Annotated in this window: 20 protein-coding genes and 3 tRNA genes; 17 read left to right on the top strand and 6 right to left on the bottom strand. The window is 55.6% G+C overall.

Going from position 1 to position 23961, the window contains the following annotated elements; translation table 11 throughout:
- Positions 1-9 precede the first annotated feature (9 nt).
- The 8 genes from ACZF99_RS16425 to pyrE all read left to right on the top strand — a co-directional run bounded on the left by ACZF99_RS16425 (position 10) and on the right by pyrE (position 10725).
- Entirely contained in the window at positions 10-1290 is a 1281-nt protein-coding gene (locus tag ACZF99_RS16425) for a DUF6080 domain-containing protein (RefSeq protein ID WP_483606149.1), read from the top strand.
- A gap of 501 nt (positions 1291-1791) precedes the next feature.
- Positions 1792-2352, top strand: coding sequence for a bifunctional pyr operon transcriptional regulator/uracil phosphoribosyltransferase PyrR (gene pyrR / locus ACZF99_RS16420; RefSeq protein ID WP_483606148.1), 561 nt, complete (start codon positions 1792-1794; stop codon positions 2350-2352).
- A 1-nt stretch (position 2353) separates the two neighbouring features.
- The gene (locus ACZF99_RS16415) at positions 2354-3265 is read left to right on the top strand and encodes an aspartate carbamoyltransferase catalytic subunit (RefSeq protein WP_483606147.1); all 912 of its coding nucleotides are present in this window, start codon (positions 2354-2356) and stop codon (positions 3263-3265) included.
- 88 nt (positions 3266-3353) lie between these two features.
- Positions 3354-4661: a dihydroorotase gene (locus ACZF99_RS16410; protein ID WP_483606146.1), complete on the top strand. Its 1308-nt coding sequence runs from the start codon at positions 3354-3356 to the stop codon at positions 4659-4661.
- 52 nt (positions 4662-4713) lie between these two features.
- Positions 4714-5850, top strand: a complete 1137-nt coding sequence (gene carA / locus ACZF99_RS16405; protein WP_483606145.1) for a glutamine-hydrolyzing carbamoyl-phosphate synthase small subunit — start codon at positions 4714-4716, stop codon at positions 5848-5850.
- 4 nt (positions 5851-5854) lie between these two features.
- The gene (carB, locus tag ACZF99_RS16400; protein WP_483606144.1) at positions 5855-9067 is read left to right on the top strand and encodes a carbamoyl-phosphate synthase large subunit; all 3213 of its coding nucleotides are present in this window, start codon (positions 5855-5857) and stop codon (positions 9065-9067) included.
- A 282-nt stretch (positions 9068-9349) separates the two neighbouring features.
- A complete protein-coding gene (gene pyrF, locus ACZF99_RS16395) occupies positions 9350-10078 on the top strand; it encodes an orotidine-5'-phosphate decarboxylase (RefSeq protein WP_483606143.1) in 729 nt (242 codons plus the stop codon).
- A gap of 2 nt (positions 10079-10080) precedes the next feature.
- Positions 10081-10725 carry an orotate phosphoribosyltransferase gene (gene pyrE, locus ACZF99_RS16390; RefSeq protein WP_483606142.1) on the top strand — a complete coding sequence of 215 codons (645 nt, stop codon included), beginning with the start codon at positions 10081-10083 and terminating at the stop codon, positions 10723-10725.
- A gap of 136 nt (positions 10726-10861) precedes the next feature.
- Here pyrE and ACZF99_RS16385 read toward each other — a convergent pair whose 3' ends face one another.
- From ACZF99_RS16385 to ACZF99_RS16375, 3 genes are all read right to left on the bottom strand, one after another.
- Entirely contained in the window at positions 10862-11824 is a 963-nt protein-coding gene (locus ACZF99_RS16385; RefSeq protein WP_483606141.1) for a hypothetical protein, read from the bottom strand.
- Complete coding sequence (locus ACZF99_RS16380) at positions 11781-12383, bottom strand: RNA polymerase sigma factor (RefSeq protein WP_483606140.1); 603 nt, start codon at positions 12381-12383, stop codon at positions 11781-11783. The genes ACZF99_RS16385 and ACZF99_RS16380 overlap by 44 nt, the downstream gene beginning before the upstream one ends.
- A gap of 120 nt (positions 12384-12503) precedes the next feature.
- The gene (locus ACZF99_RS16375; protein ID WP_483606139.1) at positions 12504-14111 is read right to left on the bottom strand and encodes an S-layer homology domain-containing protein; all 1608 of its coding nucleotides are present in this window, start codon (positions 14109-14111) and stop codon (positions 12504-12506) included.
- Positions 14112-14343: 232 nt separating this feature from the next.
- On the opposite strand from ACZF99_RS16375, the gene ACZF99_RS16370 reads away from it, so the two are divergent.
- The 8 genes from ACZF99_RS16370 (at position 14344) to ACZF99_RS16335 (ending at position 22072) form a co-directional block, all read left to right on the top strand.
- Positions 14344-15189: an ABC transporter ATP-binding protein gene (locus ACZF99_RS16370; protein WP_483606138.1), complete on the top strand. Its 846-nt coding sequence runs from the start codon at positions 14344-14346 to the stop codon at positions 15187-15189.
- Positions 15152-16261 carry an efflux RND transporter periplasmic adaptor subunit gene (locus tag ACZF99_RS16365; protein WP_483606137.1) on the top strand — a complete coding sequence of 370 codons (1110 nt, stop codon included), beginning with the start codon at positions 15152-15154 and terminating at the stop codon, positions 16259-16261. Before ACZF99_RS16370 ends, ACZF99_RS16365 begins: the two co-directional genes overlap by 38 nt.
- Positions 16261-19161 carry an ABC transporter permease gene (locus ACZF99_RS16360; protein WP_483606136.1) on the top strand — a complete coding sequence of 967 codons (2901 nt, stop codon included), beginning with the start codon at positions 16261-16263 and terminating at the stop codon, positions 19159-19161. Before ACZF99_RS16365 ends, ACZF99_RS16360 begins: the two co-directional genes overlap by 1 nt.
- A gap of 3 nt (positions 19162-19164) precedes the next feature.
- Entirely contained in the window at positions 19165-20052 is an 888-nt protein-coding gene (locus ACZF99_RS16355) for an ABC transporter ATP-binding protein (RefSeq protein ID WP_483606135.1), read from the top strand.
- The gene (locus tag ACZF99_RS16350; RefSeq protein ID WP_483606134.1) at positions 20049-21530 is read left to right on the top strand and encodes an ABC transporter substrate-binding protein; all 1482 of its coding nucleotides are present in this window, start codon (positions 20049-20051) and stop codon (positions 21528-21530) included. The genes ACZF99_RS16355 and ACZF99_RS16350 overlap by 4 nt, the downstream gene beginning before the upstream one ends.
- A gap of 141 nt (positions 21531-21671) precedes the next feature.
- Complete coding sequence (locus ACZF99_RS16345; protein WP_483612999.1) at positions 21672-21851, top strand: hypothetical protein; 180 nt, start codon at positions 21672-21674, stop codon at positions 21849-21851.
- Between the two features lie 60 nt (positions 21852-21911).
- Positions 21912-21985 (top strand) — tRNA-Met (locus ACZF99_RS16340).
- 13 nt (positions 21986-21998) lie between these two features.
- Positions 21999-22072: transfer RNA gene (locus ACZF99_RS16335), tRNA-Ile, on the top strand.
- A gap of 91 nt (positions 22073-22163) precedes the next feature.
- Here the strand turns inward: ACZF99_RS16335 and ACZF99_RS16330 are convergent.
- From ACZF99_RS16330 to ACZF99_RS16320, 3 genes are all read right to left on the bottom strand, one after another.
- Positions 22164-22301, bottom strand: coding sequence for a DUF6199 family natural product biosynthesis protein (locus ACZF99_RS16330; RefSeq protein ID WP_483606133.1), 138 nt, complete (start codon positions 22299-22301; stop codon positions 22164-22166).
- A 384-nt stretch (positions 22302-22685) separates the two neighbouring features.
- A complete protein-coding gene (locus ACZF99_RS16325) occupies positions 22686-22844 on the bottom strand; it encodes an aspartyl-phosphate phosphatase Spo0E family protein (protein WP_483606132.1) in 159 nt (52 codons plus the stop codon).
- Positions 22845-23365: 521 nt separating this feature from the next.
- Entirely contained in the window at positions 23366-23569 is a 204-nt protein-coding gene (locus ACZF99_RS16320; RefSeq protein ID WP_483606131.1) for a hypothetical protein, read from the bottom strand.
- Positions 23570-23732: 163 nt separating this feature from the next.
- On the opposite strand from ACZF99_RS16320, the gene ACZF99_RS16315 reads away from it, so the two are divergent.
- Positions 23733-23818: transfer RNA gene (locus ACZF99_RS16315), tRNA-Leu, on the top strand.
- The last annotated feature ends 143 nt before the right edge of the window (positions 23819-23961 follow it).

Below are 23961 nucleotides of genomic sequence, written 5' to 3'. Positions count from 1 at the left end.
TGTGAAACGATGAATTTTCTGGATTACCTATTTTCCGATTACAAACGCAATCGAATTGCGCTCGTTTTGTTTGCGGGGTTCGCCGTCTTATATGCCCTGATGAATGCCCCTTATGTAACATACATTGCCGAGAACGCAGCAGTTGTCGGGGAACACAGTCCCTTTAATACGCAGGAATTTCCGCTGAACCTGTTCAATTTTGATCCTTCGATGTATTATGGCGTGAACAGCTCCTCGGTCATTCACCCGTTGATCGCCTTCCTGACCGTAACCCTGGGGGCGGGAGCGAAGCTGCTGGGGGGGAACTGGTTTTTTCTCGTATTGCAGTCTCTCGTGAATGCGGGCTCGGTGGTGCTCGTTTTTCTGTTTCTCGGCCGGAAAGCGAAAGAGCTGACCGTTCCGTTTCTGATGGCGCTGCTGTTCGGTTTGAGCTCCTACCTGATGTTTACTGCATTGATCCCGGACTCCTATCCGTATGTGCAGTTGGTCATTTTGCTCTCCGTTGTTTATATGCAATATACACGCGAACGGGAAGATGTCCGCTATATGTCCAATGCTCTGCTGACTGCCGTTAATTTCGGCTTAACGTCCACCAATGCCGTGCCGTTTGCGGCCGGGTTGTTTTTAAACATGCGGGCATGGCGCAGCCGAGCCGGCTGGAAAAAATTTTCTGGTATCATGGCCCTGGCTGCTGTCCTGATCGCCGTATTGACCGCCATCCAGTATGTAGCCTTTGGGCGCAGTTGGGTCGGCAATTGGCTTCTAGGCATTCAGAACGGGGGAATAAGCTATGCCGCGCCATTCCAGTTCGCCGCGCATCGGCAGGCTCTAACGCTACTGACCATCAACCCGATGCTTACGCCCAAGGTGCATATGCTGGACCCGGGCATGGTAGCCATTGTAACCGATTTGTCGGTTCCCAATCCGCTTTATGCTCAGTTGACGGGGACTTTTGTTTTGCTGCTGGCGCTGGCCGGCTTCATTGCCGGTATTCGGGAACGGGAAACATGGACGCTGGTTCCATATCTCTTGTTTGCCTTTTTGCTGCATATCGTCGTAGGCTTTGGCCTGGCGGTATTCCAGTACGATATGTATTTATATGCGGGCCATTATCTGTTTGCTCTATTCCTGCTGGCTGGCGGGTTCGCGATTAGACTGCGCGCAGGTCTGGGCAAAAAAGTGCTGATTGCCCTGCTCGCCTTATGCGTGCTTGTGATGGCCGGAAACAATATTTATCGTCATGTTGAAACATTGACGACGATCAAGCAATCTTATGCGGAGCTGGGATGAACCGGCACGCCGGTCCCCACCGCATCCTGAAGTTACCTGAAGTCCACTCACAATTTCGATGGATAAATATACAGATTTATTGTATAATTATAAATACCAAATGAAATCTGCTGTGCATGGACGCTTTTCAGCCGGGCCACTGATTCATAGGAACGAAGCAGAATCAATTCTCTGCGATAGTTGGGTGTTGACAGAGGGGGGGCTTTCTGTCATAATTCATGAAGATCGACGGACGTATTGACGAAGTGCCCCGTGAGGCACGGCGATGCGGCCGACATGAATAGCACCTTTAAATCAGTCCCGTGAGACTGGCAAGGTAACGTGAACGATACATCGTTTTTTTGCTGCGGCAAAAAACATGACGATGCATCCCGAGAGTAAACGATCTTCAGCATGCGCTGAAGTTTGGAGACTCCTTGCCAACAACCACGGCAGGGAGTCTTTTTTGTTCTCCTCGTCACGGGACCATGATCTGAAGGGAAATCCTGAGGAGGCTGACGCATGAGCACAGAGACCCATGTCATTATGGATGAAACGGCAATTCGCCGCGCGTTAACACGGATTGCCCATGAGATTTTGGAAAAAAACAAAGGAATTGAAGGCTGTGTGCTGGTAGGGATTCGTACACGCGGGGTCTACCTTGCTGAACGGATTGCCGCCAAGATCGAAGAGATTGAAGGCACCAAAGTACCCTGGGGAGAGCTGGATGTAACACCTTACCGCGATGACCGCTCGAACGAGGGGGGAGCAATGGATCAGAAGATGCTCAAGAAGACGCCGGAGTCCCTGACCATTCACGACAAAAAAATCATTTTGTTCGACGATGTGCTGTATACGGGACGCACGATCCGGGCCGCGATGGACGCGATCATGGACTGCGGGCGGCCGGAGTCGATCCAACTGGCGGTTCTCGCCGACCGGGGCCATCGGGAGCTGCCGATTCGGGCCGATTATGTAGGCAAAAACGTGCCGACGTCGCGTACGGAAGAAATCGAAGTGCTGCTTCGGGAATATGACGGCAGCGATCTTGTCCGCATCCTGCACGACCGGGAGGGAAACTGACATGGCGCTGACGACTGCAACGGTGAAGGAACGCAGCTTGCTGGGGCTCAAAAACTTGAGCGCGTCGGAGATTTCCTCCATCCTCGACCGGGCGGCCTATTGGGACGCCAAAGAGAAGAAAGTGACCCCGGTTTTGCAGGATCGATTTATAGCCAATATGTTTTTTGAAAACAGCACGCGCACCCGCTTTTCGTTCGAAATGGCGGAGAAAAGGCTGGGTGCGCAAGTGCTGAACTTCGCGGCAGCCGCCTCCAGTGTAGAGAAGGGCGAGTCGATCTACGATACGGTCCGCACGTTGGAATCGATGGGCATCGACGCCGGCGTGATCCGGTTGAAGCCGATCGGCATGCTGGAGGAGCTGGCCAAGCGGGTATCGGTGCCGCTCGTGAATGCCGGGGACGGCAATAACGAGCATCCGACCCAAGCGCTGCTGGATCTATATACTATGAAACAGCATTTCGGGGAACTCGGCGGGCTGAAGGTGTCGATCATCGGGGATATCAAGCATAGCCGGGTCGCCCGCTCCAATCTGTGGGCGCTGCAAAAATTCGGCGCCGAGGTCAAGCTCTGCGCCCCGGAGAATATGCAGGCGCCGGAACTTAACGCCTACGCGCCTTACGTTCCGATGGAGGAAGCGCTATGCGCCGATGTGGTCATGATGCTGCGGGTGCAACTGGAGCGCCACGTCGGCGGGCTGATTAAGTCGGCCGAAGAATATCGTCTGCAATACGGCCTGACGGAAGAGAGAGCCGCGGGGCTGGCGCCGCACGCGCTGATCATGCATCCGGCTCCGGTGAACCGGGGCGTCGAGATCGACGATGCGGTGGTGGAGCATCCGCAATCCCGGATTTTCAAACAGATGCAAAACGGGGTTCCGATCCGCATGGCGGTCATGGAACGCGCTTTGCTGTAAGCCGTGGCCGGTCAAGGATTGCTGCGGGCAAGGCGGCGGATGCGAGGTTTCGGTACGAGTACTTCAATCAGCGGGGGGAGATTAAAGCATGCGGCTGGTCATCATCAATGCCCATATCTTAAACGAACTAGGGAAACAGGAGTTATCTCAAATCACCATAGAGGACGGAATCATCGCTAAGATCGAGAAAGCGGCACAACTTGAGCAGGCCGGACCGGAGGACGGGACCGAGGTCATCGATGCCGGCGGCAGACTGCTCACTCCAGGATTCATTGATATGCACGTCCATTTGCGGGAACCGGGGTTCGAACATAAAGAAACGATCGAAACCGGCTCAAGGTCGGCAGCCCAAGGGGGATTTACCACGATCGCCTGCATGCCGAATACCCGGCCGGTCACCGATAACCCGGAAACGGTACGTTATGTGAAGCAGAAGGCAGAGGAAGCCGGGCTCGTGAACGTGCTGCCTTATGCAGCCATTACCAAAAGCGAGCTTGGCCGCGAGCTGACCGACTTCGCCGCCCTGAAAGAGGCCGGGGCGATCGGCTTCACCGATGACGGCGTTGGCGTGCAAAGTGCGCAGATGATGAAGGATGCGATGCGAATGGCCGCCTCGCTGGGAATGCCGGTCATCGCCCACTGCGAAGACAATTCGCTGGTGGAAGGCGCGCCGGTGGCCGAAGGAGAATTCGCCCGAAAGCACGGACTGAAGGGGATTTCGAACGAATCGGAGGCGATTCATGTCGGGCGGGATATTTTGCTGGCGGAAGCGACCGGGGTTCATTACCATGTGTGCCACGTAAGCACGGAGCAATCGATCCGGCTGATCCGCCAGGCGAAGCAAATCGGCATCCACGTTACCGCGGAAGTATGTCCGCATCATCTGGTCTTGTCGGAAGCGGATATTCCCGGACTGGACGCCAACTGGAAAATGAACCCGCCGCTGCGCTCCCGCCGGGACGTGGAAGCGTGCATCGCCGCGTTGGAGGACGGCACGATCGACATTCTCGTAACCGACCATGCCCCGCATAGCGAAGAGGAGAAAGCGAAGGGTATGCAGCAGGCGCCGTTTGGCATCGTTGGGTTCGAGACAGCCTTCCCGCTGCTCTACACGAAGTTCGTCGAGACGGGGCGCTGGAGCCTGGAAATGCTGGTGCAGCGGATGACTGCGGATCCGGCCCGCGTGTTCGGGCTGGAAGCGGGACGACTGGTTCCGGGGTCTCCGGCCGACCTGACGATCGTCGATCTGAACATGGAACGGACGGTCGATCCGACCGCCTTCGCCTCGAAAGGGCGCAACACTCCGTTTGCCGGCTGGAAGCTCAGGGGCTGGCCGGTCGCGACAATCGTCAAAGGAAAACTGGTTTGGAACGATGCGCTTGAACTGGCCCGTTAATGGGCGGATGTGAATATAGTATTTAAGCTTATGGATAAAGGAGTGCTGCAGGATGCAGGCAAGACTATTGTTGGAGGACGGCACGCTGTTTACCGGAACCTCATTTGGAGCAGACGGGGAGAAGACCGGCGAGGTCGTTTTTAATACGGGAATTACGGGGTATCAAGAGGTGCTGTCCGACCCTTCGTACTGCGGACAAATCGTCACGATGACGTATCCGCTGATCGGGAACTACGGCATTTCGCGCGACGACTTCGAATCCATCGCACCGTCGATCCACGGCTTTGTGGTTCGCCGCTATGAACCGACCCCGAGCAACTGGCGGGCTCAATACAATTTGGGCGACCTGCTTAAGGAATACGGCATTCCCGGCATTTCCGACATCGATACGCGCATGCTGACGCGCCTTATCCGCCATCAGGGAACGATGAGAGGGATTCTGACCACCTCGTCGAAATCGGTTGATGAACTGAAGGAAATGATGCTGGCCACCAGCATCGCCGAGCTGCGCAACCAAGTGGCGCAGACTTCGACGCATCATGTCTACAGCAGTCCAGGGTCCAAGGAACGGATCGTGCTGGTCGACTTCGGGGCAAAAAGCGGGATCCTGCGCGAGCTGAACAAACGCGATTGCGATGTGGTGATCGTACCGCATAACACGACCGCGGATGAGATCCGCCGCCTGCATCCGGACGGCATCCAGCTGTCCAACGGGCCGGGGGACCCCAAAGACGTGCCTTACGCGGTGGAGATGATTGCGGAGCTGCTCGGCGAGTATCCGATTTTCGGAATTTGCTTGGGTCACCAGCTGTTTGCCCTGGCCTGCGGCGCCGATACGGAGAAGCTCAAATTCGGCCATCGCGGCGGCAACCATCCCGTCAAGGATCTGGCTTCCGGCCGCTGCTACATTACTTCGCAAAACCACGGCTACACCGTAAACGAAGCGTCCATCGCCGGCACGGAGCTGGAAGTGACGCATATCAACAACAACGACAAAACGATTGAGGGATTGAAACATAAGAAATACCCGGCTTTTTCCGTACAATACCATCCGGAGGCGGCCCCGGGACCGTACGACAACAGCTACCTGTTCGACCGATTCATCGAGACGATCCGCGAGAACAAGCGGCTGAACCCGCAAAAGCCGCGCCAAGCCGAACTGATGGCCGCTGCGAAAGGAGAACTGTAAACCTATGCCGATCAACAAAGAGCTTAAGAAAATTCTCGTCATCGGCTCCGGGCCGATCGTCATCGGCCAAGCGGCCGAGTTCGACTACGCCGGAACGCAAGCCTGCCAAGCGCTGAAAGAAGAAGGCGTCGAGGTAGTGCTGATCAACAGCAACCCGGCGACGATTATGACCGACACCAATATGGCCGACAAGGTTTACATCGAACCGATTACCCTGGAATTCGTGACGCAGATTATTCGTCAAGAGCGGCCGGATGGCTTGCTGCCGACGCTCGGCGGGCAAACCGGCCTGAATATGGCGGTCGAGCTGGCCCGCGCAGGCGTGCTGGAGCGCGAGAACGTGAAGCTGCTCGGCACGCAGCTGACTTCGATCGAAAAGGCGGAGGACCGCGATCTGTTCCGCGAGCTGATGCGCGAGTTGGAGCAGCCGGTACCGGAAAGCACCATCATCACCACGGTCGATGAAGCGCTGCAATTCGCCGGGGAGATCGGTTATCCGGTGATTGTCCGTCCGGCGTATACGCTGGGCGGTACCGGCGGCGGCATCTGCGCCACGGAAGAGGAGCTGCGCGAGACGGTAGCTTCCGGCATTCGCTACAGCCCGATCGGCCAATGTCTGATCGAGAAGTCGATCGCCGGCATGAAGGAAGTCGAATACGAAGTGATGCGCGACGCCAACGACAACTGCATCGTCGTCTGCAACATGGAGAACTTCGACCCGGTGGGCGTACATACCGGGGACAGCATTGTCGTTGCGCCAAGCCAGACGCTCTCCGACCGCGAATACCAGATGCTGCGTTCGGCCTCGCTCAAAATCATCCGGGCTTTGAATATCGAAGGCGGCTGCAATGTGCAGTTCGCATTGGATCCGCAAAGCTTCCAGTACTATGTCATCGAAGTGAATCCGCGGGTCAGCCGCTCTTCGGCGCTGGCTTCCAAAGCGACGGGGTACCCGATCGCGAAGATGGCGGCCAAAATCGCGCTGGGCTACACGCTCGATGAAATCGTCAACCCGGTGACGGGGCAGACTTACGCCTGCTTCGAGCCGACGCTTGACTACATCGTCAGCAAAATCCCGCGCTGGCCGTTCGATAAGTTCGTCCATGCCAACCGCAAGCTCGGCACGCAGATGAAGGCGACCGGCGAGGTCATGGCGATCGGCCGGACGTTTGAAGAGTCGATTCACAAGGCGGTTCGGTCGCTGGAGATCGGCACCCATCGCTTGTACCTGAAAGGCGCGGAAAAGATCGACGAAGAAACGCTGAACAACCGCCTGGTCAAGGCGGACGACGAGCGGCTGTTCCTGATCGCCGAAGCGTTCCGCCGCGGCTATAAGCTGCAGCAAATCCATGACCTGACCGGAATCGACTGGTGGTTCCTGGACAAAATCGAGCGCTTGGTGGAATTCGAGAAGACGATTGCGGGGGAAGAGTTCTTTTCCTACGAAACGCTGTACGAAGCGAAGCGCTTAGGGTTCACCGACCGGGCGATCGCCGAGCTGCGCGCCGCCGGACAGCCGGCCGGCACGCACCGGACTGAAGCCGAAGTGAGAAGCTTCCGCAAGGAACACGGGCTGAAGCCGGTCTACAAAATGGTCGACACGTGCGCGGCCGAATTCGAGGCTTCCACGCCTTACTATTACTCGACCTATGAAACGGAAAACGAGGTCGTCCAAACCGACAAGGAGAAGATCGTCGTGCTCGGTTCCGGACCGATCCGCATCGGGCAAGGGATCGAGTTCGACTACTCGACGGTGCATGCGGTCTGGGCGATTCAAAAAGCCGGTTACGAAGCGGTCATCATCAATAATAATCCGGAGACGGTATCCACCGACTTCAATACGTCGGATCGCCTGTACTTCGAGCCGTTGTTCTTCGAGGACGTGATGAACGTGATCGAAGAGGAGAAACCGGTCGGCGTGATCGTCCAGTTCGGCGGCCAAACGGCGATCAACCTGGCAGCGCCGCTGCAAGCGGCGGGCGTGCGCATTCTCGGCACCTCGCTCGAAAGCATCGACGAAGCCGAAGACCGCAAGAAATTCGAAGCGCTGCTGTCGAAGCTGGACATCGCGCAGCCGAAAGGCAGCACGGTAACTTCGGTGGAGGAAGCGGTGGGAACGGCTCAATCCCTCGGCTACCCGGTGCTGGTCAGACCGTCGTACGTGCTCGGCGGCCGGGCGATGGAAATCGTCTACTCCGACGAGGAGCTGCTTCGCTACATGGAAGAAGCGGTGAACATTAACCCGCAGCATCCGGTGCTGATCGATCGCTACATGCTGGGCAAGGAAGTCGAAGTCGACGCCATCAGCGACGGGGAGACGGTGCTCATCCCGGGCATCATGGAGCATATCGAACGCGCGGGCGTGCACTCGGGCGATTCGATCGCGGTATATCCGCCGCAGCATCTGTCCGCGGAACTGAAAGAGAAGATCGTCGAGATCACGGTCAAAATCGCCCGCGAGCTGAAGACGGTCGGTTTGGTCAACATCCAATTCGTTATCTATAAGGATCAGGTGTACGTGATCGAGGTCAACCCCCGTTCATCCCGAACGGTACCGTTCCTGAGCAAAGTGACGAACATTCCGATGGCGAACGTGGCGACCCAGTGCATTCTCGGCACGAAGCTCCGCGATCTTGGCTATCAAAACGGCCTGTGGCCGGAAAGCACCCAGGTTGCCGTCAAGGTTCCGGTGTTCTCCTTCGCCAAGCTGCGCCGCGTCGAGCCGACGCTCGGTCCGGAAATGAAATCGACCGGCGAGGTCATGGGGCGCGATCCGCAATATGCCAAAGCGCTGTATAAAGGCTTGATCGGCGCGGGGATGAAGATCCCTTCGACCGGCGCGATCATCGCCACGGTGGCCGACAAGGATAAGCAGGAGGCGGTTGAGCTGCTGCGCGGCTTCTACCGCCTGGGCTACAAGATCATCGCTACGGACGGCACGGCTTCCGCGCTGATCGAAGCGGGCATCCACGTGACGACGGTTTACAAGCTGTCCGAAGGAGTGCCGAATATCCTGGATCTGATCCGGAACGGCGAAGCCCACTTCGTCATCAATACGCTGACCAAAGGCAAAGCGCCGGAACGCGACGGCTTCCGCATCCGCCGGGAAGCGGTGGAGAACGGCGTGGTCTGCATGACCTCGCTCGATACGGTCCGCGCGCTGCTGGAGATGCTGGAGACGATCAATTTCTCCTCCCAGGCCATGCCTGCGCTTTAATGGCTGGCTAACGGACACCAGAAGCGTTATTGACCCGGTGTTGGGCAGCTTCCGTTGCTAGCTACGGACCGAGGAGACCTTATTTCGCTTCATAGCAGCTGTTCGGGCGCCGTGGGGGCTGAATAAGGCCCTTGGAGTCCGTTACAGCGGGAAATACCCGGGGAATGGGCAAATAAGGTCTTTCTGGTCCGTTGCTAGGGTTCACCCGAATCAATACACTTTAAGCAGCGGCTCGGGAGCATCTTGCTTCGGAGCCGCAAGCATGAATGGAGGAGAGCGGATTTGCGTACGTTTGAAGAAGCGGCGGGGAAGCTGATCGTCGGTCTGGACGTCTCCGATGCGCAGCAGGCGCGGAAGCTGCTGAAGGAGCTGGAGGGGATTCCTTGCTACATGAAGGTGGGGCTGCAGCTGTTTTATGCGGCCGGTCCGGATTTGATCCGCGAATTGAAGCAGCGGGGCTATTCCGTTTTTCTCGATGTAAAAATGCACGACATCCCGAACACGGTCAAAGGCGGAGCGAACAGCGTCACGAAGCTGGGCGTGGATCTGTTTAACGTGCATGCCGCGGGCGGGAAGGACATGATGATAGCGGCTCGGGAGGGCGCGCTGGCCGCGCTGGAAAGCGATGCTTCGCTGACGATGCCGAAGATCATCGCCGTGACGCAACTGACGAGCACAAGCCGGCGGGTGATGAACGAGGAAATCGGCATCCCCGGAGAAGTGGAAGAAGCGGTGGTGCATTACGCGGAGCTGGCTCGTCAGGCCGGTCTGGATGGTGTCGTTGCTTCGCCGCTCGAGGTGACGGCGATCAAGGCGCAATGCGGACAAGCCTTCCTGACGGTAACGCCGGGGATTCGCCCGGCGAACAGCCCGCAAGGCGATCAGTCGCGCACCCTGACTCCGGGCGAGGCGGTGGCCCAAGGCACCGATTATATCGTCGTTGCCCGCCCGATCATCGCCGCGCCCCATCCGCGCGAAGCGGCGGAAACGATCATAAAGGAGATGATGTAGTCATGACAAATCCCCAATCGATAGAAGCGCAAATTGCCGACAGCCTGCTGGACATCGGAGCGGTGGCGCTCCGGCCGCATCAGCCGTTCACCTGGACCTCGGGCATCCAATCGCCGATTTATTGCGACAACCGGCTCACGATGTCGTACCCGGAAATTCGCGATCTGATCGCCGAATCGTTCGCGGCCTTGATCCGCAGCACGTACCCGGAAGCGGAAGTGATCGCCGGAACGGCGACGGCCGGCATCCCGCATGCGGCGTTCGCTTCGCAGAAGCTGGGCCTGCCGATGGCCTATATTCGCGACAAGGCGAAAGGGCACGGCAAAGAGAATCAAATCGAAGGATTGATTAAGCCGGGGCAGAAGGTTGTCGTCATCGAGGATTTGATCTCCACCGGCGGCAGTTCGATCAAGGCGGCGCAAGCCGTGCGGGACGCCGGTGCGGAGCCGTTGGCCGTGCTGGCGATCTTCAGCTATCAGTTGGACAAAGCGGCGCAAGCGTTTGCCGCTGCCGGCCTCCCGCTGCAAACCTTGTCCAACTATACAGCGCTGGTCGACGTTGCCGTGAAGCGGGGCGATATCCAGCCGGAAGATCTGGAGCTCCTGCGGTCTTGGCGGCAGGATCCGGCTTCGTTCGGGAAGGCGTAATTTTCTATCCAGTTAGCGAAAAAGCAGCCTTATCCTAGCGAATAGGGCTGCTTTTTTCGTTCGAAGGGAGTAGTAAGGGGAAAACGAACCAACCCGCCGGAAACGGATTCCCGGTCGGCAGGTTGGCTTTTGAAAGCTATTGCAGATATGCTTTGGCCAGCTTGATCAATTGCTCCTTGCTGATTTGGAGGCCGGTTTCGATATGGTAATGGACGGCTTGCTCACTGCCTGGCACATCCTCAACCCACTGAATATTGCGGCCGCTGATTCCCGTGTCTTTGCCGTTGAATTCCGCATACAACATATCCACGCCTTTTACCTTGAGGTTCTCCCGTTTCACGTCGGCATCTTCGGGAACCAAAATCGTTTGCTTCCCGGGGATTCTGGCCATGGAAACCCGAATTTCCTGTTCGCCCTGTTTATAGGTGCCGTTAATTCTCCAGTGGTCCGGGGCGATCTCCAGCGGCATCATTGCGTAGTCTTTGCCCGACTCCTCGGCCTGCTTCCGCAGCGTATCGGCGAGCTTCGTTTCTTCCTGCGGCGTCATCGGCTTCTCGAATACGGTCGGAAAGAAGAAGACGGTGGCGCGCTCGAACTTATAGTTCCCGCCGATTCGCTCGAACAGCTTGACCGGCTGATCGGCCATCCGTTCGCGCAGTTTGGTCAGGTCGTCGAAGTTGGCTGGCCGATACTCGACGTTGAGCTTATGGTCCGGATTGTTCGAGGTCAGGTAGAAGACGGCCGCCGTTCCTTCCTTCAGCAAATCGTCCGACAACCCGGCGCTCTTTAGCGAGCGGATCTGTTCGTCAAGGGAAGGCGCATGGTAATCGGGACTGCTCTTGTCCAAAGTCTTTTCCTCCACTACAACTTCACCCTGTTTGTTTTTAAGTACATAGTGGTTCGTTGCCGCAACCGCGGTGGATACCGCCAACAACATCCCAGCTAACACTAGTGCACTGACTTTACGTTTCACGATGAATCTCTCCTTTGGTTTTTGTTCGGTATACAGCCTGCTCATGACTTTGCCGCTCAGGTCCACATCGGGCAGTCGGTCTTCATGAAACAGTCGTCTCAGATCCTGATCCTTGTCCGATATCATAAGGCTCTACTCCCTTCGCTTGAGCATAGTACTTGCGGAATTTGGCCGCCGTACGCCCGTATTTCTTGCGCAGACTCGCGTTGTTTTGCTGCAGGATCAGGCCGATCTCGTCATAGCTCTTCTCCTCCACACAGCGTAGAATGAGCAAGTTGCGCTCCTCCGCGGACAACTTCAACAGGGCTCGCTGCACGAATTCATTGAAGCAGTTCTCCTCTACCCACCAATCGACGGGTTTGTGCTGCCGCTCATCCCGGTAAAAAAAGGGAAGATATTTGGCGAGCTTCCGCTTGCGCAGCACATCGATGCAATGATTGTAGGCGATTTTGTACAGCCACGCCCCAAACGGGATTTCCCGGCTGTACTTTCCCATGGAACGATAGGCTTTCAAAAAGATCTCCTGGCCGCTGTCCTCGGCATCGCCGGCATCCCCCAGCATACGGAAGCAATAGTGAAAAATCGATTTCTGGTAGGCTCGGATGATTTCCGCGAATTTTTCCGTCTCTCCTTCCAGTATGTCGGTAATGATCCGCGACAACCTGGCGTCGTCCACATCTCTCACATCCTTTCCACCCTATACAACGGTTAACCCGGTCCTCAATGTGACCGATCGGCAAAAAAAAAATAAACAACCCCTGCAAAATCGATGCTGGGGTTGAAGCTCCGGGCGTACCTTGCCGAATCATTTAAAATAATATCCCTCGTACCTCTCGGCATTCTTCAAGCTTGTCCACACGTCCGGCGACTCTCCGCCGATATGCCAGTAGGCATATCCGGCGATGCCGTATCTGGCTCCCAACCGGTATTTCTCGGACAGAGAACGGGCATCCTCCAGCCAAATCTTGTGCCGCGTACTGTTCTTTCGGTATTCCAAGGTGTATTGGCCAACCGCATCGTCCCATTTGGGCATGCCGCCGTACTGGGTTGCTCGTGTATTTTGCTCAGGAAGAGAAAGGTCCTCCGACGACAACGTAGCTCCGCTGCTGCTGAGGCTCCAATCCCGCGTATACAGCGGCATCCCGAGGATAAGCCGGTCCGCTGGAACTTTGGCGAGCAACTTATCCAGGTGTTTCCCGACCCAGCCGAGCGAGGCGACCGAACCGGCGGTATATCCGCTCCAATGCTCGTCGTAGGCCATAAGCACGAGGTAATCGGCACTCTTGGCCAATTCCGCGTAATTGTACGCATCCGACCAATCGCTGCCGAGATCCGGCGGCAGATCGACGGACAACACGGCCGAGACAGAATGCAATTCCTTAGCCAGCTTGGCGATAAAGGCGGTAAACAGATCCCGATCGGAACCCGCGACGTTCTCGAAGTCCACATTGATGCCGTCAAGCCCATATTTTTGAACATAAGATTTCAAGCTTTGAATCGCGTTCGAGGACATGGAACTGGAAGCAAGCAGCTTGTGTGTCGTTTCTTGATCAAATCGGTTGCCCACCATGGCCCATACCTGTTTGTCGTTATTTTTGGCCCAGGTTACCAGGGAAGGAACGCTGGAGTCGGAGATTTTGCCGGTCTTCTCGAGAAAATACCACCTCGGCGCCAACACGTTTACGCTCGATTGCAAAATCGACTTCTGGTAAGCTTCAGTCGATTGACCGTACTGCCAGCCGATTTGGATCGGAGCCGGATTGGCACTGGCCGCCATCGCCTCGGTCCAGCGGTTGTCCTGTAGCAGGCGATCCAGGATGACGGCCGTCTCCTGACGGGTGATCGCCTGCGCCGGATAGAACATCCCGCCGCTTCCTTGCATCAGCCCAAGCTGCGAAACGGAACCGATGTAAGGCTTGGCCCAGACGGCGATCGCCGCTTCGTCTTTGTAGCCGGTCCGTACGCCGCCGGCCGACGAAGGGGTCTGCTTCAACGCCCGAACCAGCCAAGCGGCGGCTTCTTGGCGGGTCAACGGCTGATCGGGCTTGAAAAGGCCGTTGCCCATTCCCTCGGTTAAGCCCAGTTCGGTCGCGGCCTGGATCGTACCGTAGTACCAAGCGCTTTTCGGTACGTCGCGGTATGCCGGAACGGCGGATGCCGCCGGCTCCACCCGGAAGATCCGGATTAGCGTTGTCATGAATTCCGCCCTCGTAATAGAACGGTTAGGTGAAAACAACGTCGGGGACGTTCCTTTCATAACGCCATCGGCATGCAAGCGAATCATCGCGTCTTGGGCATAGCTGGCCGCGATGTCGGTATACGGGAGTTTGTCGGCGGCGGCCGGTTCCAGCCGGGAGACGGCTGCAGCAAGCAGCAATGATACCGCGAGCAGGGCGGGGATTATTTTCTTCATAAAGTAGATCTCCTTGCCGATTCTAGTAGAATTCCCCTTAATTCTAACAGGATTGTAACCCCGCATCAGCGCTTAAAATCTGGAAAGAAAAGAACGAATTCGTTAATTCCGTTGTAACTTTTTGCCATAGTATTTCGTTTATAATGCAAGACGTATATGATTTGCTAGACAAGGCCAACAAGACGAAGAAGAGGCAGAATCACAAATTAGGGAAATGGGAGAACGATACACGATGATGCGATGGCTTCGCAAAACAGAAAAGGTCGAAGTTCAGTCCAAAGCGGACGCTCCGGTCCCGGAAGCGGAAGCGGAAGCCGCTGCCGCTGCAGAGAAGAAGGTTTCAGAAGATCCAGCCGTTGAGGTCATTGCAGCCCGTACGCAAGAGGAGGAACCGGAGAAGGAGACCGGACCGGTCCTGTCGGTGAAAGCCGTTCGCCGTTCTTTTCCGGTAGGCGGAGGAGAAATCCAGGTTTTGAAAGGGATCGACATGGAAGTGCTTTCCGGCCAGCTGGTGATGCTCAAGGGACGCTCCGGCTCGGGCAAGACGACGCTGCTCAATATGCTCGGCGGATTGGACCAGCCGACGTCGGGCGAAATATGGTTCCGCGGTCAGGCGCTGCATGAACTGAACGACGACAAGCGGACGCTCTTGCGCCGGGACCAGATTGGCTTTATTTTCCAAGCGTACGCCTTGCTTCCGTTGCTGTCAGCCTGGGAGAACGTCGAGCTGTCGCTGCGCATGGCGGGCGTTCCGCCCCAGGAGTGGAAGCGGCGCGTTACCCACTGTCTGGAGCTCGTCGGGCTGGGGAAACGGATGTTCCACCGACCGTTCGAGCTGTCCGGTGGGGAACAGCAGCGGGTGGCCATCGCCAAGGCGATCGCCCACCGTCCCAAGCTGCTGCTCGCGGATGAGCCGACGGCGAATCTCGATTCGCAAATGGGAGCACAAGTCATGGCAGTATTCAAGAACATCATACAGACCGAACGCGTGACGATCTGTATGACTACACACGATCCTACAATCCTGGAGGTAGCGGACCATGTTTACGAAATGGTGGATGGCAAATTTATCGGATAAAAGGGGGAAGGCAAGGCTGGTTCGAACGCTTGGCATATTGTCCGTATGTCTGGCTCTGGCGGCATCCACGGGCTGTTCACTGCTGCCGAACGAAGAGTCGGAGGAGGACCTGCCGGTGATTACACCGCCGACGATCTCGAAGAAGCCGGAGTATGAGGTGCGTACCGAGACGATCGAGCTTAGCGTCAGTGCGGTCGGGAAGATCATGAGCCAGCGGGAAGAGCCGCTGTTTTTCACGGAGGATAATCTCCACGTCAAGGAAGTGATGGTCAAGGCGGGAGACAAGGTCAAGCAGGGGGACCCGCTTATTCAGCTGGACGTAGAGGACCTGCAGAAGGACTTGCGCAAGAAGAAGCTGGAGTTCCGCAAGCAGGAAATCAACATGAAGGAACTGCTGCGTACGAAGGACGAGAGGGACCCGATTGAATTCGAGGAAGCCTCCATCGTCTTCGAGGAACAGCGCCAAGCGCTGGAGGATTTGGAGAAGACGATTGCCGACGGAACCTTGCGTGCGCCGTTCTCCGGCACGGTGGTCTCCGTCTCAGCCCAGAAAGGCGCCACAATCAAAGCTTATGACACGGTAGCGGTGCTGTCCGATACGTCTTCGCTGGTCGTGGCGGCTCAGTTTGCCAAGGAGGATTTGGCGAAGGTAGCGGTCGGCATGAAGGCCAAGGTCGACATCAACGCGGCCGGCGTGTTTGACGGTAAAGTGAAGGTGATGCCGGTCAATACCGGGTCATCCGACAACGGCAACGGTAACGGCGGAGGAAGCGGCGGCACCCCTCCGGAGAAAGACTCGATCGATAAGTACTTGATCGTTCAACTGGATAAATGGCCTGAGGGAATTGAACGGGGCCGTCCGCTTAGCGTTTCGATTGTGACCCAGCGCAAGGAAAACGCCGTATTGATTCCGATTTCTGCATTGCGGACCATCGGCTCGCGCACTTACGTCCAGGTTGTAGAGGAGGACGGCTCAAAACGCGAAGCCGATGTCGAGGTAGGCTTGCAAACCTCGACCGACGTGGAAATCGTTAAAGGACTCACGCCGGGACAGAAAGTAGTGGGTCGTTAATGGGAGTACCTTTATTTCGCTTGCTGTTCCGCAAAATGTGGAACACGAAATGGTTAACGTTGAGTACTTTGCTGGGCCTGATCGTCGCCGTCTCGTTTACAGTCAGCATCCCGATGTATTCCGACGGGTCGTTGAAACGGGTTGTCGCGACCACGCTGAAAGCCGAAAGCGAAGGGCTCCCGGCGGGTTCGCTGATCATGAGCTACCAGGCTCCGGGCGGCGCGAAGACGGATCCCGGCGCTCTTGCGGCCGTGGATCAATATATCACCGCCGAAGTGCCTAAGGAGATCGGCTTCCCGTATGACGCCTACGTCAATTCGCGGGCGATCCGCAGCACGGAGGTATTTCCGGAAGATCCGACCAAAGTCGATGCAAGCCGTACCCGGACCATGTCGATCGTGTCGCTGAGCGGCTTGCAGGATCATATTTCCATCACCGGCGGCCAGCTGTATTCGGATCAGGCCGACGGCGATGCGCTTGAGGCGCTGATGCTGGAGGAAGCGATGTATCGCCAGGATCTGCACGTTGGCGACGTGATGGAGTATCCGGTGTACAGCGGCGTCGACGTGACGCTGAAAGTCAAGATCGTCGGCACCTTCCAGCCGGCCAACGAAAATGATCCGTATTGGTATCAAGGCTTTGAAGGGATGATGAACAACTTCTACGTCCCGGATCAAGTCTTTAACGAAGACCTGATGAATCGACTATCGATTCCGCTGCATAATTCCAGTTGGTATTACGCCTTTGATCTCGGCGAGATCAAAACGAGCCAGCTGTCGCCGCTGTCGGATACGCTGGATCGGCTGAACGTGGAATTGTATCAGAAACTGAAGGACACGAAGGTGGACGTTTCCTTCGGCAGCCTGCTGAATGACTTCCGCAAGCAAAGCTTGCAGATGCAAACGCTGCTGTTTACCCTGGCGGCACCGATGATCGCCATGGTGTTCTATTATATCGTCATGAACGCCCGCCAGGCGCTCGACAAGCAGCAGAGCGACATCGCCGTGCTGCGGAGCCGCGGGGCTTCCACGAAGCAGATTATCCTGATTTATTTATTTGAAAGCTTGATTCTTGGTTCGGTCGCGTTGGTCGCGGGTCCCTTGCTCGGCTGGTTTATGTCGAAGAGCATCGGATCGGCGGACGGATTCCTGACCTTCGTGAACCGGAAGTCCATCCCGGTGGGATTCAATTTCGACGCCTTGGCGTTGGGGACAGCGGCGGTCATCATCGCCATCTTGGCGACTCTGCTGCCGGCGATCTCGTTCGCCCGGTCCTCGATCGTTAAGACGAAACAGAAGCAAGCGCGCTCCGATCGGGCGCCGTTCTGGCAACGATGGTTCCTCGATATCATTCTGATGGGGATCTCGGGGTACGGCTACTACCTGTTTAATGAGCGCCAGATGCTGACGTTTCAGACGGGGATGACCACGGATGAGCTGCAGGTTCAGCCGTTTCTGTTCTTTGTACCGGCGCTGGCGATCTTCTCGATCGGGTTATTCTTCCTGCGGGTGTTCCCGTGGCTGCTGAAGCTGATCGGCTGGATCGGCAAGAAGTGGCTTCCGGTTCCCTATTATCTAAGCTTGACGCAGCTGTCCAGATCGTCTTCTTCCTACTATCCGCTCATGATCCTGCTCGTATTGACGCTGGGTCTCGGGGTATACAACGCCTCTGCGGCACGGACGATCGACTTGAACTCGACGGAGCGAACGTTGTACAAGTACGGAGCGGATGTGATCATGCGGACGGTATGGGAAGGTACGCCGGAGATGACCCGTCCTCCTCAAGGAGGATCCGGCCAAGGTCAAGGCGGCGGCTCGGGAGCTCCGGGCGGCGGAGGGAACCGGGGCGGGGGACCTGGAGGAGGACCGGGAGGCGGAGGGCAAAACCCGACCCCGTCCAAGGTCATTTACTCCGAACCCCCGTTTGAAGTCTTCCGGAAGCTGGATGGGGTCGAACATGCGGCGCGCGTGCTGCAGACGAAGGGCAACATTATCGTCTCCGGCCGTTCGGCGGGCCAAGGCAACGTGATGGGGATCGACAACATCGATTTCGCTAAAGTCGCCTGGTTCCGTAACGATCTTTTTCCGACACATCCGCACAACTATTTGAATTTCCTGGGGATGAACGAAAGCGCGGCTTTGGTGCCGTCCAATATGGCCGAGAAATATAAGCTGAAGCCGGGGGACGTGTTTACGGTGGCTTTGGGCGAACAAACGGTGGAATTCGCCGTTTACGGCATTTTGCCGTATTGGCCTAGCCAGTATCCGGACCAAACGCCGTTTATCATCGCCAATTTGGATTATATCTACGACCAGGTTCCGCTCATTCCTTATGAGGTGTGGCTGAAAATGAAGCCGGGAGCCAAGGTAGCGCCGCTGATCACCAAGCTGGCGGATGAAGGGGTCGAGCTTTATTCGGTCGACGATGTGCGCAGCGAACTGGCGGTGCAGAGCAAGCACCCGACCCGGGGCGGCGTGTTCGGGATTTTAAGCCTCGGCTTCCTCGTTTCGGTCATCGTCTCGCTGATCGGGTACGTGCTTTACTGGTTCTTCAATTTATCGGGCAGGGTTGTCCAGTTCGGAATCCTGCGAGCGATGGGCTTATCCCGTAAGCAACTGACGTTTATGCTGTTGGCCGAACAAATCTTAACGGCCGGCTTGTCGATCGTGCTTGGGATCGTCATCGGGAAGATCGCCGGCAAGTTGTACTTGCCGTTCCTGCAAACGGCCGACAACGTGACGACGCAAGTGCCGCCGTTTAGGATCGTGTTCGATTCGCAGGATACGCTTCAGTTGTATGTCGTCGTGTTAGTGATGCTGTTGATGGGAGCCGGCCTGCTCTTCTGGCAAATCCGGCGCTTGCGCGTGCATCAGGCGGTAAAAATGGGAGAGGAGCGCTAAGGGATGATTCATTGCGAAGGACTTGTCAAAATTTTTAAATCCGAAGATATCGAAGTCGTTGCGCTCCAAGGCTTGAATTTGACCGTTGAACAAGGCGAGATGATGGCGATCATCGGCAACAGCGGCAGCGGCAAGTCGACGCTGCTAAACATCCTCGGCGGGCTGGATCGCCCGTCGGCCGGCCAGGTTAACGTCGGAGGCTGGGATTTGCTCAAGATCCGCGATGAACAACTGGTGGAATATAAACGCAATACCGTCGGTTTCGTCTGGCAAAATAACGCCCGCAACCTGCTTCCTTATTTGACCGCGCTGGAGAATGTAGAAATGCCGATGCTGCTCACCGGCAAGCTGGATCGGGCTTATGCCAAGGAACTGCTGGAGCGGGTCGGTTTGAAGGATCGGATGCATAACAAGCTGCATCAGCTCTCCGGCGGGGAGCAGCAGCGGGTGGCGATCGCGATCTCGCTGTCCAACCGCCCGAAGCTCCTGCTGGCCGACGAGCCGACAGGCTCGGTGGATACGGCCACCTCCGATCAGATCATGCAGATCTTTCGCGAGGTCAACCGGGAACTCGGGATCACGGTCGTCATCGTTACGCACGATTTAACGCTCGCCGGGAAGGTGGACCGTGTGGTCGCCATCCGCGACGGATTGACGAGCACCGAATTCCTGAAACGTAATCCGAATCTGGATGCGGCTGCGGCGGAACTGGGAGCCGGCGGATTGCAGGAGGTTCACGAAGCCTTCGTCGTCGTCGACCGCGTCGGGCGGCTGCAGGTGCCGAAAGAATATTTGGAATCCGTCGGAATTAACGGCCGGGCGAGCATGGAGTTTGACGGGGAGAAGATCATTATTACGGCACCTAAATCATTGGAGGGGGATCCATCATGAGGTTCAAAAAATTATTATCCGTATCGCTCGCGGCTACGCTGGCCTTGGGGTTGCTGGCCGGCTGCAACGGCAGCAAGGCGCCGAGCGCCGAGCAGGAGAAGGTGCTGCGCATCGGCGTGTTGTACGGGGGATATGACGATTCTTATTTCCGTCAACAGTACACCGACGTGTACGAATTCACGCACCAGAACGTTCGCATCGAAGTCGTACCGGCCATCGACCAAAGCCAATACCGATATCAGGATGGCTCGCAGCCTTACGTACAGCCGGATTACCTGGAAAGCATGAAAAAAATTATGACCGGCAGCAATCCGGTGGACGTCGTGGTGACCGATACGACGGTGCTGAATCAGCTGATCAAGGAGAATATGGTTAAACAACTTGATCCGATGATGCAAGAGGATAAATTCGATACGTCGGATTTCGTGCCGGCGGTGCTTGACGGAATCAAGGATCTTGGGGAAGGCAGCCTGTATGGGTTAACGCCTTCGTTCTCTTCTTCCGCCTTGTTTTATAACAAAAAGATCTTTGCGGATGCCGGCGTGGAACCCCCGACCGATAATATGACTTGGGACGATATCTTCAATCTGGCTCGCCGCTTGGCCAAAGGCGAAGGCAAGGACCGGACTTATGGATTTTCGTTTAGCCGTTACCAAGGCAGCGATCCGTTCTGGGATATGCAGAACAACTATGTAAACGCGCTGCAACTCAAAACCTTCGATGACAAAGCGGAGACGATGACCGTTAACACGCCGCAATGGACCAAGGTTTGGGAAACGATCAGCAAGCTGGCCAAAGATAAAATCATTCCGGACAGTAACAGTGGTATGATGGACGGTATGGAATGGAACGCCGTAACCAGCGACTTGTTCCTGTCCGGAAGAGTGGCAATGACGATCGGTGAAAACTACTACGTGAATGAAATCGCCGACGCCAACAACAACGCTTCGAAAATCAAAAATTTCAAGCCCGTGGATTGGGATATTGTTACCGTTCCGGTTCATCCCGAAAAACCGGGCGTCGGGGGCAACATCTGGCTCAGCAATACGTTTGCCATCAACAGCGCCGCTCCAAACGCCGAAACGGCTTGGGACTTCATCAAGTTCATTAATGGCGAGGATTGGGCAAAGCTGAAATCCCGCAGCAACTCGTATGAAATGCTGGCCCGCAAAACGTACATCAAACCGAAAATGGGTTTGGATTACAACATTCAAGCGTTTTATATGCTGAAGCCGACGCCGCCAACCGATCCGAAGCAGGATAAGCTGATGAGCGAGAAACCGGGTCTTTACAGCGTGACCGACAATGGACGCAGATTCTTCCAGGAAGTGCTGGATAACAAGAAGACGCCGGCGGAAGCGCTCAAAGAGTGGGAAGAGAAGGGCAACAAGATGCTGCAGGAGATTAAAAACAATCCGAAAACCCAATTTCAAGAGGATGGCACGCCATTCGTTCCGAATGAAGGGGGCGCAGCGTAAGGTAAAGGTTAAGCCGTTTTTCCCGGAAAGTACAAAAATTACCAGGTCAACATGAGGCCGCCGGACGAGATCCGGCGGCTTTTTTTGTTAAGATTGGGCATTCTATAGGCAAGGCAAGGACAATTGCGAATCTACGAAAGGATGGACGGAAAAGTTATGCGTTGGGTCTATTTTAATAAATTGTACAGAACGAAATTCCAAGCCGGGTGCCTGGCTCGGCGCTTGGAGCAAGACGGCTGGATCTACGGTTTCGACGACATGCGGCAAATCGAAATCTTCCGCTCCCGCAAGGGCAAATACGGTGTGCGTTTTATTCCATGATGTACCGCTTGACGCCTCCCATGGGAATCGTGTATATTATTAATTGTCGCTATTTATTGACGCGGGGTGGAGCAGCCCGGTAGCTCGTCGGGCTCATAACCCGAAGGCCGCAGGTTCAAATCCTGCCCCCGCAATCCAAGTTTCTCCGGGCCCTTAGCTCAGTTGGTTAGAGCGGTCGGCTCATAACCGATTGGTCACAGGTTCGAGTCCTGTAGGGCCCATATGCGCGAACCCCCTTGATTATCAAGGGGGTTTTGCTATGTTTTGGAGTTATAGGGGCGTGAGTGGCCAACACTGCGTACAAAACTCCGGTTACAGCACGATCACCAGTATGGCCCAAACTAGAAAATACCCGCCGATGATAAGGCTAATGAAACCTCTGAATCTCATGGATTCCAGGTAGGCCTCGCTGGGTTCGGCATCCCCCAGGACCTTCCAAGACTCATTCATTCGCCAGAATACATCGGGTTTTCTGCGGACGAGGATCCCTAAGCCGATAAAGACAAATGAGACGATGACAAGGAGAAATCGGATACTAAGCCCTCCTTAACCATTTTGAACCCATTTTAAAATAAGCCGGGGCAGATACGCTATGATGTCTGAAATCCAGGTAAGCCAATCCGCCCATTTGGTTAAACGGGAGTTGTTGATCTTCATAGGTAGGGGTGCCCTCCTGTACGAATTCTTATCTATGATAGATATACGTTTAACGTTCTCCACAGTTGCGATTCTTGGAGAAGCTTTCCAGAACGACAAACGTTCCCTCTTTTGGAAGATGGCAGGTTCTAGGGTTGGAATGTATAGAAAAAGGAGCCGCTTTCGCGGCTCCCTGAATCATTTGAATTGCTTTTGGATCACCAAACGATGATATTCGTTGAGCAATTCGTCCAGTCGTTGACTTATCTTGACCAATTCTCGATCGGCCAGACGTTTGCTTCCGGCGAGTCGGTTTAATTCCATCCGGAGCTCTTCAATTTTGAAGATCAGATCCAAGGCGAACAACTCCCAGAATTGAAGTATCTATGTCATACGTCCGCTGTGCACTGGCGACCGTCCTGCGGATCCCACTTTATATCTGTCCGCACCAGGCTAAAGTGGTAACTATACTTTCTATGTCCGTTTTTGTAAATCCTCCCTAAATCCTGAGATAAAATGCAAAAAACTGTCGATCCGGTGAATTTTGTTTAAATTGAAGGTTTTACGGAAGTAAAAAGGACCGCCGGGCGGTCCTTCACCGTTGATAGAAACGCGATTACTTGCCGCCCTGAGACGGGGCAGGGGGGCGGTTAAGGATTCAACCGCATTATTAGGGGGGCCTCTGCACGAATATCGGAGCTGCCGATGGCCACGTCATAAAAGGTGCCTACGGGTGCGAGGCCTTCTCCAGCTAGCGACAGACCCAACATGGCTGCGGCGGACAACAGGCTGGATTACGTTTGAACATGGGGGCTTACCTCGTCTTGTTATTTGTGTTGTAACAACACCTAGAGGAGGGCTAATAAAAAGGTTGCAAGCTAATCCGGAGACTTTCCAAACGGGATGATCCGCGTTACGTGATGGATTTCGTCAAGCCGGACCCACACGGCTCCTTCCGCCGTGCGCAGCTGTACCTTGTCGGGCGCGGAACCCCACTTGGGCAGTCCGGTCATCATTTGTCCGTCGTGCAGTTGCACGACTACTTGGTGACCGAGCGTAACCGCCATTTTTAATTCATGCATGAAACCAAACCTCACCTTTTCAGAAATTAGAACGATCAACGCTACAAACAACTTACCACAAATTACGATCGAATAGTTTATCGGACGAGACGGGCTCGAATATTTGGTTGAATTTAATGTCGTTTCTGTATATAATCTTAGATACGGGATTTTTTCAAGTTATGCCGGGGTGGCGGAATAGGCAGACGCACAGGACTTAAAATCCTGCGGTTGGTGACAACCGTACCGGTTCGAGCCCGGTCCTCGGCATCTTTAAAGGAGAGAGCGTATTCGGTAGGCGAATAGGCTCTCTTTTTATATAGGAAAAAAGGATTATTTTCGATTCAAAACATTACGAAACGACTACCAAATGTCGATATAAAACGCAGAGGGCTGGAAAAAGGTTCCGGTAA

The sequence above is a fragment of the Paenibacillus sp. JL3B1040 genome, from assembly GCF_057063165.1.
This window is presented reverse-complemented; position numbering and strand designations above follow the sequence as displayed.